This window comes from Snuella lapsa, from assembly GCF_039539345.1.
GTDB lineage: Bacteria > Bacteroidota > Bacteroidia > Flavobacteriales > Flavobacteriaceae > Snuella > Snuella lapsa.
Genome location: NZ_BAABCY010000086.1, coordinates 87,688 through 107,338, shown reverse-complemented (window position 1 = coordinate 107,338; position 19,651 = coordinate 87,688). Strand labels below are relative to the sequence as shown.

Sequence of the window (19,651 nt, the reverse complement as noted above, 5' to 3'; positions counted from 1 at the left end):
TATATGCTAGTTCACCTTAACTTCCTTAAAGTAATTCTTTAATATGTTTACTGCTGCGTCAATTTGTTCTTTGGTGTTTTCGTTTGCATCATTTAATTTATAATCCCATCCTAACGCAGCCCACTTATGAATCCCTAGTTTATGATAAGGTTGGAGTTCGATTTTTTCAATGGTTTTAAAATCCATAAAGTATTTTCCCATGGCATGTAGCAATTCTGGTGTATTAGTAATTTCGGGTATGAGAACGTATCTTAGCCACATAGCTTTTCCCGTGGCTTCTCTATATGCAGCAAACTTAAATGTGGTCTCTTTATTACGTACACCAGTTATGGCTTCAAAACCATCCTCTGTCATGTGTTTAATGTCAAGCATTACTAAATCTGTATAGTTACCTAGCAGTGTCTCAGTAAAATGATTTAGCACCCGACCATTGGTATCTATATTGGTATGAATACCTTCTTCTTTTAATCTTTTAAAGAACGGAATCAATGCTTTAGATTGTAGCAATGGTTCTCCTCCCGATACAGTAACACCTCCCTTCTTTCCAAAGTAAGGTTTCATACGTATGGCCATTTGTGCCAGTGCTTCAATATCATAATCTTTACCACCAGAAGTTGCAATTGTATCTGGGTTATGACAATACACACATTTCATTTTACAACCTTGAAGAAATATTACCAATCGAATGCCTGGACCATCATGGGTGCCAAACGATTCGATGGAATGTACATGCAATATGTTTTTTTGTGATGTGATAACAATACGTTTTAGTTATAGTACCCGAAAAGTAGTGCATAGCCTTACTTTTCAGGTACCTGTTTATTTACATAGATTCGTGGAAGGATCGCGTAATAACTTCCTGTTGTTGCTCACGGGTTAACCTAACAAAATTAACGGCATAACCAGATACCCTAATGGTTAATTGAGGGTATTCCTCTGGGTGTTCCATCGCGTCCAATAAGGTTTCCTTATCCAAAACATTCACATTAATATGTTGTGCATTCCTTGAAAAGTAACCATCTAAAATAGCTGTCAAGTTTTCTATTCTATCAGTTATGGATGCACCTAATGACTTTGGCACAATAGAGAATGTATTCGAAATACCATCTTGAGAATCCGCATAGTTAATTTTAGCAACAGAATTTAATGAAGCAATAGCTCCTTTGGAATCACGACCATGCATCGGGTTTGCTCCAGGGGCAAAAGCAACGCCCTTGGCCCTACCATCGGGAGTTGCCCCAGTTTTCTTTCCATAGGCTACATTGGAGGTGATTGTAAGTACCGACATGGTTGGTTCGGCATTTTTGTAAACAGCTAATTGTTTTAATTCGTTGTTAAAGTCGGCCACAACATTTTTTGCGAGTATGTCTACACGATCATCGTCATTGCCATAACAAGGAAAATCGCCTTCAATTTTAAAATCGACCGTTAAGCCTTCCTCATTTCTAATAGGCTTTACTTTTGCATATTTGATGGCCGATAAAGAATCTGCAACAATAGAGAGCCCGGCTATTCCATAAGCAATATTTATATTGGGGTTTGTGTCTATTAGTGCCATTTGGGCCTTTTCATAATAATATTTATCATGCATGTAGTGTATAATGTTCATGGAATCATTATAAACACGCGCCACTTCCTTCATAGCTATTTTAAAGTTAGACATAACCTTATTAAAATCCAGATATTCACAATCGCAAGCTTCGATGCCGTTTACCATTGGAGTACCTGTAATTTCGCATCGACCGCCATTAATTGCTAATAGTAATGTTTTGGCCAGATTTGTTCGTGCACCAAAAAACTGGATAGATTTTCCAAGTGCCTGATGAGAGACACAACAGGCTATCCCATAGTCGTCAGATCCCCTGCTGGTTCTCATTAAGTTATCATTTTCGAATTGAATTGAGGATGAATCAATAGCTACTTTTGAACAATAATCTTTAAAGTTTTGAGGCAAGTCATCAGACCAAAGCACTGTCATGTTAGGCTCGGGAGATGGCCCCAGATTATATAAAGTGTTTAAAAAACGAAACGATGTTTTTGTAACTTTTGTTCTTCCGTCATCAAACATACCTCCAATGGCTTCGGTTACCCAAGTTGGATCCCCTGCAAAAATCTCGTCGTATGCCCCCATGCGTAAATGGCGAACCATACGTAGTTTCATAACGAACTGATCGATATATTCTTGGGCATCATCTTCTGTAATAAGCCCTGCTTGTAGGTCTTCTTCAATAAAAATGTCTAAAAAAGTAGATACATTACCTAAAGACATGGCCGCGCCATCCTGCTCTTTTACAGCTGCCAAATAAGCCATGTAGGTCCATTGTACAGCTTCTTTAGCATTCTCTGCCGGACGACTTAGATCCAGATTATATTTGGCTCCCAAAGCAATCATTTCCTTAAGTGCTTTGATTTGCTCAGAAACCTCTTCTCTTAATCTAATAACAGAATCGGTCATTGGCCCTTTTATACTAGCTAAATCTTTTTTCTTAGCTTCTATTAGCCTATCTATACCGTACAAAGCTATACGTCGGTAATCACCAATAATCCTTCCACGAGCATAATTATCTGGTAAACCTGTTAAAAAACCTAAAGATCGGTATTTTTTAATTTCCTGAGTATAGGCATCAAACACGCCATCATTATGGGTTTTAACATACTTAGAGAATAACTCGGTTAATGCATCATTGGGTTTAACACCGTGTTCCGACAATGCCTTTTGAACGACTTTAAAACCTCCAAAAGGTTTCATAGTACGCTTTAGTAAGGTATCTGTTTGTAACCCTACAATAACTTCGTTCTCCCTATCAATATATCCTGCTTCAAAAGCAGAAATAGTTGAGATTGTATTCGTATCCAGTGAACGTACTCCATTGTTTAGTCGTTCTTCTTTTGTTGCTTCTTTACAGATGTCCCACAACTTCAAGGTTCTTTTACTAGGGCCAACTAAAAAATCATGTGTTCCATGATACGGGGTAATATTATTGATAACAAAATCTCTTACATTGATTGTATCAACCCAAGTTCCACTTTTAAATTGCTTTACTTCCATCTTTTATTTATTAATATTTATGAATCTTTGATTAGCTATATTGATAACCAAATGTAGTTATGACGGTAAGGAAGAAAGCTGATATTTGTCAGCAAAACAGGACAGAATTAAGATTTCAATAATCTGTATAAAAATCACTAAAACATTGCAATAAATGATGCAAAAATTCTTGAGTTATTACTTATTTGCAGACAATTGATAAAAATGATTTAAATAATTAGGTCGAGGTTTTACAAATTATAATCTGTAAAGTAAATTTTACCCATTTAATTATGCTAATACCATAGCATAACAGCTATAAAATATCTAATCGAAAAGAAAAGCCCAACACTCAGCTTGAAGGCAATAAAACACAAAAAAGTTATTAGTTTACTATATTTCTAATGTCATATTTGAAAATCCTATTTAATTTCATACTTTGCATCATCCGTTTTAAAAAATTGAAATGACAAGTATTACTCGAATCTTTGATATTCCATATTACCAGCAAGAAACCTATAATTTACAAAAATCGCTAACCACAAAGTATGATGGTAAATGGCATTCTATCTCTACTAAAGAGTACATAGATCAGGCTAATGCCATTAGCAGAGGACTATTGCGTTTAGGAGTACAACCAAATGACAAAATAGCTGTTATTTCTACGAATAACCGTACCGAATGGAATGTTCTTGATATTGGAATTCTTCAAATAGGTGCTCAAAACGTTCCTATATACCCTACCATTGCTTCCGAAGATTACGAGTATATTTTAAATCACTCAGAAGCTGTATATTGTTTTGTCTCAGATACCGAAGTCCTTGAAAAAGTAAATTCTATTAAGAACAACACCAAACTTAAAAATGTATACACGTTTGACGAAATTAAAGGAGAAAGCAATTGGAAAGAGGTTCTAAATTTAGGTGAGGATCCTGATAACCAAAAAGACGTTGAAGCAATAAAGCAAGGTGTAAAACCACATGATTTAGCAACCCTAATATATACATCGGGAACAACAGGACGCCCTAAAGGCGTAATGCTTTCCCATAATAATTTGGTGTCAAATGTTTTGGATAGTGAAAAACGTGTGCCGTTTGATTACGGAAAATCAAAAGCCCTAAGTTTTTTACCAGTGTGCCATGTTTTTGAGCGCATGGTATTATATCTCTACCAATATTGTGGTGTGGAAATTTGTTTTGCCGAATCCATTGAAAAAATGAGCGACAACTTAAAAGAAGTTAAGCCAATGGTTATGACTGCCGTTCCTAGGTTATTCGAAAAGGTTTACGATAAAATTGTAGCAAAAGGATCGGAATTAAGCGGTATAAAAAAAATGTTGTTCTTTTGGGCGATTGATTTAGGGCTTAAATACGAACCCTACGAGAAAAATGGTTGGTGGTATGAGTTCCAATTAAAAATAGCCAGAAAACTAATCTTTAAAAAATGGCAAGAAGGTTTGGGTGGAAATTTAGAGCTTATGGTTTCTGGAAGCGCCCCCCTGCAAACCAGATTAGCTCGTGTATTTGCTGCTGCCAATCTTCCAATTATGGAAGGTTATGGCTTAACGGAAACCTCCCCTGTGATTTCGGTTAACGACCAACGTAATTTTGGTTTTAAAATAGGAACTGTCGGAAAGATAATAGACAATGTAGATGTTAAAATTGCCGAGGATGGCGAAATTTTGGTAAAAGGACCTAATGTTATGCTTGGTTATTATAAAGATCCCGAAAAAACAGCCGAGGTTATGAGCGATGGTTATTTTCATACTGGAGATATTGGTGAATTATGCGAGGATGGTTTCTTGAAAATCACAGATCGTAAAAAAGAAATGTTTAAAACCTCCGGAGGCAAGTATGTTGCGCCGGCACTAATAGAAAACGAATTTAAACAATCACGTTTTATAGAACAAATAATGGTTATTGGAGAAGGTGAAAAAATGCCCGCAGCACTCATACAAATTAACTTTGAGTTTGTTGAAGAATGGGGAAGACGGCATAACATTACTTTCAAAACCAAAGACGAAATAATTACCAATCCAGAACTGTTGTCTCGCATACAAGAAGAAATAGATATCGCTAATAAAAGATTTGGCAAATGGGAGCAAATTAAAAAGTTTGCTATTACTCCAGATATTTGGAGTATTGAAGCAGGTCACTTAACCCCAACAATGAAAATGAAGCGAAAGGTGATAAAAAAGATTTATGCTGGACTTATTGAAAACATTTACCGAGATTAATTTAGCATTATTGAGGTAACTATCAGCAGTCTTATGTCATTTTAACATATGTAAACTCTATGTAGTTTGTTTTCTCCTTAAGTTTTGGAAAGCTGTATAAGTTTAGTGTTTCTTTACAAGACTTCTCACCTATCAATAATACATTTTGCTTATTACCATAGATTTATAATAGTTAGCGAAGTGATGGAATAAACTCAATTTTAAACCAATCGCTGATTTTGTTTAAACTCCAATAATTTTTTCAAAAATATATTATGCATGCATAATATATTTTTATATATTTGACTAGCCAACACAAAACTATGAAAGATAAGACTATTGATTACGTGCTAAGAACTACTTGGCTCGCCGTTCAAAAGATGTACAATGAAGAAGCTGCAAAGTTTGGTAGTACGATGGCAACAGGGTTTACATTATTGAGTATAGATCCAGAAAAAGGTACGCCATCAACAGCATTAGGTCCCAAAATGGGTATGGAAGCTACCAGCTTATCTAGAATATTAAAAACTATGGAAAAAAATGGTTTGATTGAACGACAGCCAAACCCAGAGGATGGCCGTAGCGTTTTAATCCACTTGACTGACTTTGGCAGGGAAAAACGAGAGTATTCCAAAGAAAAGGTGCTTATATTTAATGATACTGTAAAAAGTCATATTTCAGAAGAAAAACTAAATCATTTTTATGAAGTTGCCGAATTAATTAACGATTTGGTCTCCAATAAAAAGATATACAATGCTAACGATAGTAGTTTAAAATAAAATGGGTAAACGTAGAATTAAAAAAGTTGCAATTATAGGGTCTGGTATAATGGGAAGTGGAATTGCTTGCCACTTTGCAAACATGGGAGTACAAGTATTGTTACTCGATATTATACCAAAAGAATTAACCGATGCCGAAAAAGCAAAAGGCTTAACTCTTAATGATAAGACCGTAAGAAATAGAATTGTAAACAATTCGTTGGCCTCTGCTCTAAAATCAAACCCCTCTCCTATCTACCATAAAAAGTTTGCCAATAACATTACTACAGGAAACTTAGAAGACGACCTATCAAAAGTTGCAGATGTAGATTGGATTATGGAAGTCGTTGTAGAACGACTGGACATTAAAAAGCAAGTTTTTGAAAAACTTGAACAGTATAGAACACCCGGCACATTAATTACCAGCAATACATCGGGTATTCCAATTAAATTTATGAGTGAAGGCCGTAGTGAAGATTTTCAGAAACATTTCTGCGGAACACACTTCTTTAACCCTGCACGATACTTAAAACTATTTGAAATCATTCCAGGTCCCAAAACAGATACTTTGGTTTTGGAGTTTTTAAATAATTATGGAGAGCAATTTTTAGGAAAAACCTCTGTAGTAGCTAAAGACACCCCCGCATTTATTGGCAATAGAATTGGAATTTTCAGCATTATGAGCCTGTTTCATTTAGTTGAGGAACTTGATTTAACAATTGAAGAAGTCGATAAACTTACAGGGCCTGTTATTGGACGTCCAAAATCCGCAACGTTTAGAACGGTAGATGTAGTTGGTTTGGATACACTCGTTCATGTAGCCAAAGGAATAGCTGACAACTGTAAGAATGATGAACGCCTGTCCCTCTTTGAGTTACCCGATTTTATCAATACCATGATCGATAATAAATGGTTAGGAAGTAAAGCAGGACAAGGTTTCTATAAAAAGCATGTAGCTAATGGTAAAAAGGAAATTCTGTCTTTAGACCTTAACACCTTAGAATATCGCAGTGCACAAAAAGCAAAGTTTGCTACCTTGGAACTCACAAAGTCCGTTGATAAAGTTATCGATCGTTTTAAAATATTGGTTTCTGGAAAAGACAAAGCTGGTACTTTTTACAGAAAGAGCTTTGCGGCATTATTTGCCTACGTATCGTATCGCGTTCCTGAAATAACCAATGAATGGTATAAAATTGACGACGCCATGAAAGCTGGGTTTGGGTGGGAACACGGCCCCTTCCAAATATGGGATGCTATTGGTGTTGAAAAGGGTATTGAAATCATGAAGGACGAAGGCTTAGAACCTGCAAACTGGGTTCATGAAATGCTGGCATCAGGCAATACTTCCTTTTATTCCGTTAAAGATGGTACAACCTATGGTTATACAATAAAAAATAATGAACAAGTAAAAATTCCGGGGCAAGATGCCTTTATTATCTTAAATAATATCCGACAATCAAACGAAGTTTGGAAAAATTCAGAAGTCGTTATTGAAGATCTAGGTGATGGTATTCTAAATTGTGAGTTTCAATCTAAGATGAATACCATTGGAGGCGATGTACTTGCCGGAATAAATAAAGCAATCGATCTAGCAGAGAAAGATTTCGAGGGATTAATAATTGGTAACCAAGGCGCCAATTTCTCAGTTGGCGCTAACATTGGAATGATTTTCATGATGGCCGTAGAACAGGAGTACGACGAGCTAAATATGGCAATAAAGTACTTTCAGGACACCATGATGCGCATGCGCTACTCTGCCATTCCAACAATTGCCGCACCACACGGAATGACCTTAGGTGGAGGCTGCGAACTCTCAATGCATGCCGATAAGGTAATTGCAGCAGCCGAAACTTATATAGGTTTGGTAGAATTTGGGGTTGGTGTCATTCCCGGTGGTGGTGGTTCTAAAGAAATGGCATTACGTGCGCAGGATTTATTTAGAAAAGGCGATGTAGAACTAAATATTCTTCAAGAGTACTTCTTAACCATTGGTATGGCCAAAGTAGCGACCTCTGCCCATGAAGCTTACGACATGGGCGTGTTACAAACAGGTAAAGACATTGTAGTTGTTAATAAAGACCGTCAGATAGCCACAGCCAAAGCACACGCAAGATTGATGGCCGATGCTGGTTATACGCAACCTGTAAAGCGTAAAGACATAAAAGTGCTCGGAAAACAAGCATTAGGAATGTTCCTGGTAGGGACCGACTCCATGGAAGCAGCAAATTATATTAGCGAACACGACCATAAGATTGCCAATAAATTAGCCTATGTAATGGCTGGTGGTGACTTGTCCGAACCCACTCTGGTAAGCGAACAATACCTATTGGATTTAGAACGGGAAGCCTTCTTGAGTCTATGTACAGAACGTAAAACCTTGGAACGTATCCAACATATGTTAAAAACAGGAAAACCCCTTCGCAACTAAAGTTGCTAATAGTATTGAGATATTAGTATTAAGTAGTTAGAAATGCATAAAGTAGAAGATTTAAAAATATGGCAAAAATCAATAAATTTAGCAAAAGCAGTATATCTGCTTATTTCAGAATTACCCTCGGGTGAAAAATTTGGACTAACATCTCAAATAAAGAGAAGTGCTATCTCAATTCCTTCAAATATAGCTGAAGGATCTGGTAGAAACTCACGAAAAGAATTCAAACACTTTTTGAGTGTTGCAAATGGTTCAGCATACGAACTTCAAACGCAATTACTATTAGTCATTGAATTGAACCTAATAAATAAAGATAAAGTACAACCTATTATAGAATTGTGTATTGAAATACAAAAAATGAATTATGTCTTACAAAAAAAGTTAATTGTATGAATACTCATTTCTCAATACCCAATACTCAATACTCAAAATAAAATGAAACAAGCATATATAGTCAAAGCATATAGAACGGCCGTAGGTAAAGCCCCTAAAGGTGTCTTTCGCTTTAAAAGAACAGATGAATTGGCAGCCGAAACCATTCAGTATATGATGAAGGAACTACCTAATTTAGATAAAACACTTATCGACGATGTAATTGTTGGCAATGCTATGCCCGAGGGGTCTCAAGGGTTGAATATGGCACGTTTAATTTCTTTGATGGGATTGAATTCTGTCGATGTGCCTGGAGTAACCGTTAACCGGTTTTGTTCTTCTGGAATAGAAACCATTGGTATCGCAACAGCTAAAATTCAAGCAGGAATGGCAGATTGTATTATTGCAGGTGGTGCCGAAAGTATGAGTGCCGTTCCTATGACAGGTTTCAAGCCAGAATTAAATTATGATATTGTAAAAGCCGGTCACGAAGATTACTACTGGGGTATGGGAAACACGGCCGAGGCCGTTGCCAATCAATTTAATGTATCCCGTGTAGATCAGGATGAATTCGCATATAATTCACATATGAAAGCATTAAGAGCGCAGGCAGAAGACCGATTTAAAGACCAAATCGTACCCATTGAAGTAGAAGAAACCTATATCGACGATCAAGGTAAAAAAGCAACCAAAACATATACCGTAACAAAAGATGAAGGACCGCGTGCAGGAACCAGTTTGGAAGCACTGGCAAAACTACGCCCCGTATTTGCGGCCAATGGAAGCGTTACTGCCGGGAATTCTTCCCAAATGAGCGATGGTGCTGCCTTTGTTATGGTAATGAGCGAAACCATGGTTAAGGCCTTAAACTTAGAACCCATCGCCCGTTTGGTTAATTACGCAGCAGCAGGTGTCGAACCCCGCATTATGGGAATAGGACCTGTAAAAGCAGTTCCCAAAGCATTAAAGCAAGCAGGTTTAAAACAAGAGCACCTGGAACTAATAGAGTTAAATGAAGCCTTTGCTTCCCAATCCTTAGCAGTTATCAGGGAACTCCACCTAAATCCAGATATTGTTAATGTAAATGGCGGTGCAATTGCACTAGGGCATCCACTTGGATGTACAGGAGCAAAATTATCGGTGCAACTATTTGACGAAATGCGTAAGCGTAATATGCAAGGCAAGTATGGTGCTGTAACCATGTGTGTTGGTACTGGCCAAGGAGCCTGTGGCATTTTTGAATTTCTTAATTAAAAATATTGAGTAGTGAGATCCCAACGTTCCTAAATGAACTAGAACATCATCATTAGCTACTTAACCCTAAAATATAAACTTGAATATGGATACAACAGAAAATAACATCCTTCGCGGCGGTCAGTTTTTGGTAAAGGAAACTAACTGTAACGATGTTTTTACTCCCGAAAATTTTTCAGAAGAACAAAACATGATGAAAGATGCGGTTATTGAATTTAATGACCGTGAGATTATACCCAATAAAGCACGTTTTGAAGCAAAAGATTATGCACTTACAGAAGCTTGCATGGTTAAAGCTGGAGAAATGGGGTTTCTTGGCGTTGGCGTACCAGAAGCTTACGGTGGTTTAGGAATGGGATTTGTATCTACCGTACTTACCTGCGATTACATTTCCAGTGGTACGGGCTCTTTTAGTACGGCATTTGGTGCACATACAGGCATTGGAACCATGCCTATCACTTTGTATGGTACCGAAGCGCAAAAACAAAAGTATGTTCCAAAATTGGCTTCAGGCGAATGGTTTGGAGCCTATTGTTTAACCGAGCCGGGAGCAGGTAGCGATGCCAATTCAGGAAAAACAACCGCTACCCTATCCCAAGACGGCAAAACCTACAAAATTAACGGGCAAAAGATGTGGATATCCAATGCAGGATTCTGCAAATTATTTATCGTATTTGCCCGTATTGAAGATGATAAAAACATTACGGGTTTTATTGTTGAAAACGACCCTAGTAATGGAATTACCCTAGGCGAAGAAGAACATAAATTGGGCATTCGCGCCTCTTCAACACGTCAAGTATTCTTTAATGACACAGTAGTGCCCGTTGAAAATATGTTGTCCGAACGTGGCAATGGCTTTAAAATAGCCATGAATGCATTAAACATAGGACGAATAAAATTAGCAGCAGCCTGTTTGGATTCACAAAGGCGTATTACTACGTTAAGTGTTCAGTATGCAAACCAACGTAAGCAATTTAAAACCCCTATCATTGACTTTGGAGCTATTAAGATAAAGTTGGCAGAAATGGCAACCAATGCCTATGTAAGTGAATCTGCAACGTACAGAGCTGCCAAGAATATCGAAGATCGTATTGCCTTGCGAATAGCTGCCGGTAATAGCCATCAGGAAGCCGAATTAAAAGGGGTTGAAGAATACGCTATAGAATGCTCCATCCTAAAAGTAGCTGTTTCCGAAGACGTTCAGAATTGTTCCGATGAAGGTATCCAGATTTTTGGCGGTATGGGCTTCTCAGAAGACACTCCTATGGAAGCTGCCTGGAGAGATGCACGCATTACACGCATATACGAAGGCACCAATGAAATAAACCGTATGCTATGTGTTGGAATGCTGGTAAAAAAAGCAATGAAGGGGCATGTGGATTTATTGACTCCTGCCATGAAAGTGCAAGAAGAACTAATGGGAATACCATCCTTCGAAACACCAGACTATTCAGAGCTTTTTTCTGAAGAAAAAGTCATGATAGACAAACTTAAAAAGGTGTTTTTAATGGTGGCTGGGGCAGCCGTACAAAAATTTGGTCCAAATCTGGACGAACACCAGCAATTACTCATAGCCGCTTCAGATATATTAATAGAAATTTACATGGCCGAGTCGGCAATTCTAAGAACTGAAAAAAATGTAAAACGCTTTGGCGAAGCATCGCAAACCATTCAAATAGCTATGGCTAAACTCTATTTGTACCATGCCGTAAGTATTGTTGAGAAAAATGGTAAGGAAAGCATTATATCCTTTGCTGAAGGAGACGAACAACGGATGATGCTCATGGGGCTTAAACGGTTTACAAAGTATACTAATTACCCAGATATTGTCGATTTAAGGTTGGCCATAGCCGAAAAATTAAAAACTGAAAATAAATATTGTTTTTGATATGACTAATTCAAAATGATTTGTGACTAGCAAATGTGGAAACGCCTCTAAATTAGTATGAGGCGTTTTTTATTTTCACTAACTTAGTAAACTACCTCGGTGTAAGATCACGAGGTATTTACAGGAATTAATTTTTTACAGCTTATTCTAAAAATCTTAAGTACATGAAAACACTCTTATTTATTTTCACCCTTATCTGCTTACCTGCAAGCTTATTTGCTCAATCATCTCAAAAGCTAGAGCCTAAACTCGAAAATATTTCTTGGATAGCAGGTAACTGGAAAGGAACAGCATTTGGAGGAATTGTTGAAGAAAATTGGAGCGAACCTTCCGGTGATTCTATGATGGCCTGCTTTAAGTTAATAAACAACAATAAAGTATCCTTCTATGAAATTGAAATAATACGTGAGGTAAACAATACATTAGTGCTTCAATTAAAGCATTTTGGAAACGACCTTAAGGGTTGGGAATCCAAGGACGAAACGGTAGACTTTCCTTTAAAGGAAATCACACCTACCAAAGTCGTTTTTGAAGGCATGAGTTTTGAAAAACTAGGAAACAAAGAAATGAATGTTTACGTAGACATAAAGCAGAAAGATGGCACAATAGAAATCGTAAAATTTAATTACAAAAAAGATTAGGATGAAACATCTGTTTATAATTTTATTGTTACCCAACATTTTTGTCAACGCACAAAACCACAACCAACTTTACGATATCATTGAGTCTATTTCGGCAAACCGTATAGAAAGAGACATCCAGACACTTGTCAGTTTTGGTACAAGAAACACTTTTAGTGACACCATTTCAAACACTAGAGGAATTGGCGCAGCACGCCGTTGGATTAAATCTGAATTTGAAGCTATTTCAAAATCATGTGATAACTGTTTAGAAGTCTTTTACCAAAAAGATTTTGTAACAAAAAAAGGTAATAGCAGAGTGCCTCATGATGCTTGGATCGTTAATGTTGTGGCCATACAAAGAGGCACGAAATATCCCAATCGCTATGTTATTATGAGTGGCGACATAGACTCTAGGGCTAGTAATACTATGGATTTCACCATCGATGCACCTGGTGCTAACGATAATGCATCTGGTATGGCTGGCACGATTGAAGCCGCTCGGGTTTTAAGTCAATTTACTTTTGAAAGCAGTATCGTTTATGTAGGGTTATCGGGAGAAGAACAAGGACTCTTTGGAGGAGCGGGACTGGCAAAGTTTGCTAAGGAAAACCAATGGGAAATCGTAGGTGTCCTTAATAACGATATGATAGGGAATATTAAAGGTGTTGATGGTGTTATTGATAATAGAAGCTTTAGGATTTTTTCGGAAGCCACTCCTCCTACAGAAACAGAACGTGAAAGGCAAAGTAGACGTTATTACGGAGGAGAAGTTGATGGTATTTCCAGGCAACTAGCGCGTTATGTCCATAAAACCGTAAAAACATATATGCCAGAAATGAACCCGATGCTTATTTACCGCTTGGATCGTTTTGGGCGCGGAGGCCATCATAAACCATTTAACGATTTGGGCTATGCTGGCATTCGTATTATGGAAGCTCACGAAAATTACACACAACAACACCAAGACATTCGGGAAGAAAATGGTATAAAATACGGCGATGTCATTGAACACGTTAATTTTAACTATGCAAAAAAATTAACCGCCGTCAATGCAATTAACTTGGCTAGCTTGGCATCTGCTCCCCCTGCTCCCAAACAAGTAGCCATAGGCGGTATTGTGCAACCGTCCGTAAAATTAAAGTGGGATAAAGTAACAGGAGCCAAAGGCTATAAAATCTATTGGCGGGACACCACTTCTCCTATTTGGGAACATAGCAGGTATGTTGGTGATGTATCTGAATTTACTTTACATGGCATTATAATAGACAATTACTATTTTGGAGTTACTGCTGTTGGAGAAAATGGATTTGAGAGTATCGTATCGTTTCCTAATCAAATAATTAGAGATTAAAACCTTAAAGATAAATTTTAAACAGTCTCTAACATTTCATTAAGAACCTTTTCCTTAATTTAGGCAAAAAATTAAACGAATGAATTATAATCCCAAGTTTGCATTACCCTTTTTATTATTTTCTATTATTGTTCAAGCACAAGGCTTGATGTCCGAGAAAAATGACTTTACCAGACAGGACACCCTAAGGGGGACTATAACCCCAGAAAGAGCTTGGTGGGATTTAACATACTATCATTTAAATGTTAAAGTAGAACCCGATACTAAATTTATATCCGGAAGCAACACCATTCAATATAAAGTTATAGACAACCAAAAAGAGCTACAAATAGATTTACAACCACCTTTAAAAATCACAAAAGTTCTTTATGAAGGCGAAGTGTTGCAAGTAAGGAATGATGGCAATGCCCATTTTGTAAAATTGAATACTATCCAAGACATAGGGAGTGTTCAAACCATAGAAGTCTTTTACGAAGGTTATCCTAAAGAAGCCATTCGTGCTCCTTGGGACGGTGGTTTTTCGTGGAAAAAAGATAACAATGGAAACGATTTTGTCGCTACGTCATGCCAAGGCTTAGGAGCCAGTGTATGGTGGCCTTGCAAGGACCACATGTATGATGAAGTAGATAGTATGCTAATAAGTGTAAATGCTCCAAAAGATTTAATGGATGTTTCTAATGGAAGATTAAGAAGTGTAGAACAGTATGGAGATACCAAAACTTATAGTTGGTTTGTCTCTAATCCCATTAATAACTATGGTGTTAATGTAAACATTGGCGATTATGTGCATTTCTCCGAAAAATACGATGGAGAAAAAGGATTTTTGGATCTCGACTATTATGTATTAAAAGACAACCTAGAAAAAGCAAAAGAGCATTTTAAAGATGCCCCTAAAATGATGAAAGCTTTTGAACACTGGTTTGGGCCGTATCCATTTTATGAAGACGGCTTTAAATTGGTAGAAGTCCCCTATTTAGGTATGGAGCACCAAAGTAGTGTAACCTATGGGAACCAATACAAAAAGGGCTACCTCGGAAGGGATTTATCAGGTACTGGCTGGGGGCTTAAATTCGATTTTATAATCATTCATGAAGCAGGTCACGAATGGTTCGCAAACAACATAACCAATAAAGATATTGCCGATATGTGGATTCATGAAAGCTTTACTGCCTATTCCGAAAATTTATTTTTGGATTATTACTATGGAAAGCAAGCGTCGGCCGATTATGTTGTTGGCACACGTAAACTTATTCAAAATGACCGCCCATTAATAGGGAAATACAATGTAAACAACGAAGGATCTGGTGACATGTATTACAAAGGAGCCAATATGCTACATACACTCCGTCAACTTATTAACGATGACGAAAAATGGCGTTCAATTTTGCGTGGCATGAACAAAACCTTTTATCACCAAACGGTTAGCACAAAACAAATCGAAGATTTTCTGACAGAAAAAAGTGGTATTGATCTAACGGCCTTTTTTGAGCAATACTTAAGAACTGTAAAAATTCCAACTTTAGAGTATTCGGTAAATAACAAAATACTAAAATACCGTTGGACAAACACCGTAAGTAATTTTAACATGCCCGTTCAAGTTTCCCTTAACAGTAAAGAGCTTTGGTTGTCCCCTACTTCCAATTGGACAACAACAACCTTAGACTCTAAATTAGAAAGTTTAGAAGTAGACCGCGATTTTTACGTTAACGTTAATCCAATTTAATATTTTGGAAATTCCTGAGCTCTATTTTAAATCAGCTGAGCAATGGCGAACTTGGTTGCATGATAACCATAATGCTTATAAAGCAGTATATTTAATCTTCTACAAGGTAGACCATGAAATGGAATCCATGCGTTGGGAAGAAGCCGTTAAGGTTGCTTTGTGCTACGGATGGATCGATTCTACGGTAAAAAGTTTGGGTGATGGCAAGCGGCGCCAGTATTTTACGCCCAGAAAACCCAAAAGTGTTTGGAGCGCGCTAAATAAAAACTACATTAAAGAGCTTATAAACACCAATTTAATGCACGAAAGTGGTCTTAAAATTATTGAAACTGCTAAAAGAAATGGTAGTTGGAAAGCTCTTGACGACATTGAGAAAGGCGTAATTCCCAAAGATTTGCAAACAGCATTTAATAAAAATCCCCAGGCATTTTCAAATTATAATAACTTTGCCCCTTCCTATAAAAAAAGTTACCTCTATTGGTTGAGTCAGGCCAAACGGGATACTACCCGATTAAAGCGAATCCAAGAGATTATTAAACTTTGCGAGGCGGACATTAAATCGAGAGGATAACCACAAAATACTTCTTAACATACTTTTAAGACTCTCCTGTTAACTTTTGTATAATTTTATTCCGAAAACTAACTAAAATTTAATCGTGTGAAGAATATTATTACTTCTATAATGTTATTGTGCGTTACACTACTTTCGGCACAAGAATTTACAATGGATCTACTAAAAGACTACCACCCTCGGAGTATCGGCCCTGGGGGTATGTCGGGTCGTGTTACAGCTATCGATGTGGTACATTCTAATCCAGATATAATGTATGTTGGAACGGCATCGGGTGGTTTATGGAAATCGACTTCTGGAGGTATAAAATGGGATCCTATATTTGAAAAAGAGGTTACTGCATCTATCGGTGCCGTAGCCGTTCAGCAATCCAATCCCAGTGTTATATGGGTAGGAACTGGCGAAGGAAATCCACGCAACAGTTTAAATGGAGGGTATGGTGTTTACCGTTCACTAGATGGCGGTAAAAATTGGACAGCTATGGGATTGGAAAAAACGAGACATATTCATAGGATTGTTGTTAATCCTACTAATCCCGACATTGTATATGTTGCCGCGATTGGTTCTCCTTGGGGGGAACATGAAGAACGTGGTGTTTATAAAACTATTAACGGAGGTAAAACATGGGAGCAAATATTATTTGCTAATAACAAGACGGGGGCAGCCGACCTTATTATGGATCCAACAAATCCCAACAAACTAATAGCAGCGATGTGGGAACACAAACGCGATCCTTGGTTTTTTAAATCAGGAGGCGAAGGGTCTGGAGTTCATATAACCCATGATGGTGGTAATACATGGAAAAAATTAACGGAAGAAGATGGTTTGCCGAAAGGAGATTTAGGACGCATAGGTGTAGCAATAGCAGCCAACAAACCCAATATTGTCTATGCACTTATCGAAGCCAAAAAAAACGCATTGTATAAAAGTGAAGATGGTGGTTTTAAATGGAAAAAGGTCAACGATAAATCAGACATAGGAAACCGTCCATTCTATTATTCAGAAATATATGTAGATCCCCAAAACGAAAACAGGGTATATTCGGTATTCACCTATGTAAATGTTAGTGAAGACGGCGGTAAAAATTTTTCACAACTCATGCCTGCATATGGAACAAGCAATGGTATACACCCCGACCATCATGCATGGTGGATTCATCCAACGAATGGCAATTTTATGATCGATGGTAACGATGGGGGTTTGAATATTACAAAAGACGGAGGCAAAACATGGCGCTTTATAGGAAACCTGCCTGTAGCCCAATTCTATCATATAAATGTAGATAACGACATACCATATAATGTTTACGGAGGCATGCAGGACAATGGCTCTTGGAAAGGGCCTGCCTATGTATGGCGTGCTCAGGGAATACGTAACTCCTACTGGCAAGAAGTTTCATTTGGTGATGGTTTTGATGTCATGCCAGATAATGATGATACCCGTTTTGGATGGTCTATGAGTCAGCAAGGCTATGTAAATCGCTACGATTCCGAAACAGGTAATAACTACACCGTAAAGCCAACACACCCTAACCCAGACGTTAAACTGCGGTTCAACTGGAATTCGGCCATAAACATTGATCCTTTCGATAGTAGTACACTTTATTTTGGAAGTCAGTTTGTACATAAATCAACAGATAAAGGTTTAACATGGTCTCTTATTTCTGAAGACCTGACTACCAATGATCCCGAAAAGCAAAAACAAGACGAAAGTGGTGGTTTGACTCTAGATGCAACAGGAGCAGAAAATCACTGCACAATCTTGGTTATTGAACCCTCTCCCGTTGAAAGAGATATGATTTGGGTAGGCACTGATGATGGGCGTGTACATGTTACCCAAAACGGAGGTGCATCTTGGACAGACGTTTCCAAAAATATTAAAGGTTTACCCTCGGGTAGCTGGATTCCCCAAATAAAGGCTTCCAATAAAAACAAAGGAGAAGCTTTACTAATTGCTAATGATTATAGACGCTTTAACTACACGCCATATGTATACAGAACCAAAGACTATGGGAAAACATGGCAACGTATTGTAGACGAAAATGATGTTAAAAGTTATGCCCTATGCATTGTAGAAGATATTGAAGAACCCAATCTTTTATTTTTGGGAACAGATGACGGTTTATATATATCGCTCGACGCAGGAAATAAATGGACAAAATGGACAGAGGGCTTTCCAACAGTTTCGGTTAAAGATTTAGTGATTCACCCTAGAGAGCACGATTTAATTATAGGAACCTTTGGACGTGCAGCATGGGTTTTAGATGATATTCGCCCATTAAGAGCACTAGCCAAAACCCCACAGGTTCTTACAGGAAAGTTGACTCTATTCCAACCGCCAACAGCATATTTAGCTGCTTACCAGCAACCCACAGGAAGCCGCTTTGGTGCAGATGCTATGTTTAATGGCGAAAACAGAGGCCAAGGTGCTAGAATTTCGTATTTCATTACTGTAGACCAAAACAATAAACCTAATGCCAGTAATAATGAAAACGAGGAGGAGAATACTAATGACACAGAGCAAACAGACGGTATTAAATGGGATTCGCTTAGTATGAAAATCTATGATGGTGACCGCCTGATAAGAACATTAAAACAAAAAGCGCCCAAGAAGACTGGCTTTCATAAATGGATTTGGTATTTGAATGAAAAAGGAATCGACCGAGCATCACGAACTATCCGCAAGAATAGCAGTGAACCAGGAGGTGTTGCGGTAAAACCAGGTACTTATAAATTGGTTCTAAACTTTGGTGACCAAACAGCCGAAACATACATTACAGTAAAAAATGATCCCCGACTTAATAAATCAAAAACAACAATAGATGCAATTTACAATGCTTTAAAGAAGATTGAATCCATGCAGCAAACCATGAGTGATGCCGTAACACAATTAAACGAAAGTAAGCAGATTGCAAAAAAATACCAATCAGACCTAAATAACTTGGACAAAGAAGCCTTCAAAGAAGATATAAAAGCATCTAAAGACATTATTAAACAAATCGAAGCATTAACAGATATATTCTTAGGAAAAGAAGATAAAAGACAGGGTATTACAAGAAATTCAGAGCCACATGTAAATAAACGTCTAAATGATGCAAGTAATTATGTGAGATCGAGACCAAATGGATTAACTTCTACAGAAGAAGCTTTAATAGACCATGCTAAGAATGCCCTAAATGAAGCATTAAATAAAACCAATACGTTTTTCGAAACAGATTGGAAATCCTATCGAAGTAGCATGGAAGAACTAAAAACAAATCCGTTTAAAGAAGTGAAAACCTTTAGCCGTTTTTAAAAATATTAATAAAGAGGTTTGAAAAGTGAATTTGTCATTCAGAACGAAGCTTAGCGAAGTGAAGAATCTTTTGACTATTAATGAGATTGCTCCAGAGCCTGTGTTGAGCTTGTTGAAACATAGGATGACACTTTTCAGACCTC

Annotated in this window: 13 protein-coding genes; 11 read left to right on the top strand and 2 right to left on the bottom strand. The window is 37.5% G+C overall.

The features are described from left to right. Window positions 1–6: 6 nt before the first annotated feature. Together pflA and pflB are read right to left on the bottom strand one after the other, a co-directional pair. Window positions 7–735, bottom strand: a complete 729-nt coding sequence (gene pflA, locus ABD792_RS16445) for a pyruvate formate-lyase-activating protein (protein ID WP_345007460.1) — start codon at window positions 733–735, stop codon at window positions 7–9. An 88-nt stretch (window positions 736–823) separates the two neighbouring features. Then, the gene (gene pflB, locus ABD792_RS16440; RefSeq protein WP_345007459.1) at window positions 824–3,049 is read right to left on the bottom strand and encodes a formate C-acetyltransferase; all 2,226 of its coding nucleotides are present in this window, start codon (window positions 3,047–3,049) and stop codon (window positions 824–826) included. A 445-nt stretch (window positions 3,050–3,494) separates the two neighbouring features. On the opposite strand from pflB, the gene ABD792_RS16435 reads away from it, so the two are divergent. From ABD792_RS16435 to ABD792_RS16385, 11 genes are all read left to right on the top strand, one after another. Continuing rightward, complete coding sequence (locus ABD792_RS16435; protein WP_345007458.1) at window positions 3,495–5,264, top strand: AMP-dependent synthetase/ligase; 1,770 nt, start codon at window positions 3,495–3,497, stop codon at window positions 5,262–5,264. Between the two features lie 302 nt (window positions 5,265–5,566). Continuing rightward, complete coding sequence (locus tag ABD792_RS16430) at window positions 5,567–6,022, top strand: MarR family winged helix-turn-helix transcriptional regulator (RefSeq protein ID WP_345007457.1); 456 nt, start codon at window positions 5,567–5,569, stop codon at window positions 6,020–6,022. A 1-nt stretch (window position 6,023) separates the two neighbouring features. Then, complete coding sequence (locus ABD792_RS16425) at window positions 6,024–8,429, top strand: 3-hydroxyacyl-CoA dehydrogenase/enoyl-CoA hydratase family protein (RefSeq protein WP_345007456.1); 2,406 nt, start codon at window positions 6,024–6,026, stop codon at window positions 8,427–8,429. 42 nt (window positions 8,430–8,471) lie between these two features. After that, window positions 8,472–8,825: a four helix bundle protein gene (locus ABD792_RS16420; RefSeq protein ID WP_345007455.1), complete on the top strand. Its 354-nt coding sequence runs from the start codon at window positions 8,472–8,474 to the stop codon at window positions 8,823–8,825. Window positions 8,826–8,867: 42 nt separating this feature from the next. Beyond that, window positions 8,868–10,058 (top strand): acetyl-CoA C-acyltransferase, encoded by a 1,191-nt coding sequence (locus tag ABD792_RS16415; protein ID WP_345007454.1) that lies wholly within the window; start codon window positions 8,868–8,870, stop codon window positions 10,056–10,058. 85 nt (window positions 10,059–10,143) lie between these two features. After that, window positions 10,144–11,946 (top strand): acyl-CoA dehydrogenase family protein, encoded by a 1,803-nt coding sequence (locus ABD792_RS16410; protein ID WP_345007453.1) that lies wholly within the window; start codon window positions 10,144–10,146, stop codon window positions 11,944–11,946. A gap of 164 nt (window positions 11,947–12,110) precedes the next feature. Beyond that, the gene (locus tag ABD792_RS16405) at window positions 12,111–12,587 is read left to right on the top strand and encodes a DUF6265 family protein (protein WP_345007452.1); all 477 of its coding nucleotides are present in this window, start codon (window positions 12,111–12,113) and stop codon (window positions 12,585–12,587) included. Between the two features lies 1 nt (window position 12,588). Further along, a complete protein-coding gene (locus ABD792_RS16400) occupies window positions 12,589–13,920 on the top strand; it encodes a M28 family peptidase (RefSeq protein ID WP_345007451.1) in 1,332 nt (443 codons plus the stop codon). Window positions 13,921–13,999: 79 nt separating this feature from the next. Further along, on the top strand, window positions 14,000–15,643 hold the full coding sequence (locus tag ABD792_RS16395) for a M1 family metallopeptidase (protein ID WP_345007450.1): 1,644 nt from the start codon (window positions 14,000–14,002) through the stop codon (window positions 15,641–15,643). A gap of 4 nt (window positions 15,644–15,647) precedes the next feature. Then, on the top strand, window positions 15,648–16,214 hold the full coding sequence (locus ABD792_RS16390) for a YdeI/OmpD-associated family protein (protein WP_345007449.1): 567 nt from the start codon (window positions 15,648–15,650) through the stop codon (window positions 16,212–16,214). An 87-nt stretch (window positions 16,215–16,301) separates the two neighbouring features. Beyond that, entirely contained in the window at window positions 16,302–19,508 is a 3,207-nt protein-coding gene (locus ABD792_RS16385) for a VPS10 domain-containing protein (RefSeq protein ID WP_345007448.1), read from the top strand. The last annotated feature ends 143 nt before the right edge of the window (window positions 19,509–19,651 follow it).

What these genes read in the sequence shown, in the direction of transcription:
- ABD792_RS16430 (WP_345007457.1), top strand. Translation starts at nt 5,567, where the DNA reads ATGAAAGATAAGACTATTGATTACGTGCTAAGAACTACTTGGCTCGCC.
- ABD792_RS16405 (WP_345007452.1), top strand. Translation starts at nt 12,111, where the DNA reads ATGAAAACACTCTTATTTATTTTCACCCTTATCTGCTTACCTGCAAGC.
- ABD792_RS16435 (WP_345007458.1), top strand. Translation starts at nt 3,495, where the DNA reads ATGACAAGTATTACTCGAATCTTTGATATTCCATATTACCAGCAAGAA.
- ABD792_RS16395 (WP_345007450.1), top strand. Translation starts at nt 14,000, where the DNA reads ATGAATTATAATCCCAAGTTTGCATTACCCTTTTTATTATTTTCTATT.
- ABD792_RS16420 (WP_345007455.1), top strand. Translation starts at nt 8,472, where the DNA reads ATGCATAAAGTAGAAGATTTAAAAATATGGCAAAAATCAATAAATTTA.
- ABD792_RS16400 (WP_345007451.1), top strand. Translation starts at nt 12,589, where the DNA reads ATGAAACATCTGTTTATAATTTTATTGTTACCCAACATTTTTGTCAAC.
- ABD792_RS16415 (WP_345007454.1), top strand. Translation starts at nt 8,868, where the DNA reads ATGAAACAAGCATATATAGTCAAAGCATATAGAACGGCCGTAGGTAAA.
- ABD792_RS16425 (WP_345007456.1), top strand. Translation starts at nt 6,024, where the DNA reads ATGGGTAAACGTAGAATTAAAAAAGTTGCAATTATAGGGTCTGGTATA.
- pflB (WP_345007459.1), bottom strand. Translation starts at nt 3,049, where the DNA reads ATGGAAGTAAAGCAATTTAAAAGTGGAACTTGGGTTGATACAATCAAT.
- ABD792_RS16410 (WP_345007453.1), top strand. Translation starts at nt 10,144, where the DNA reads ATGGATACAACAGAAAATAACATCCTTCGCGGCGGTCAGTTTTTGGTA.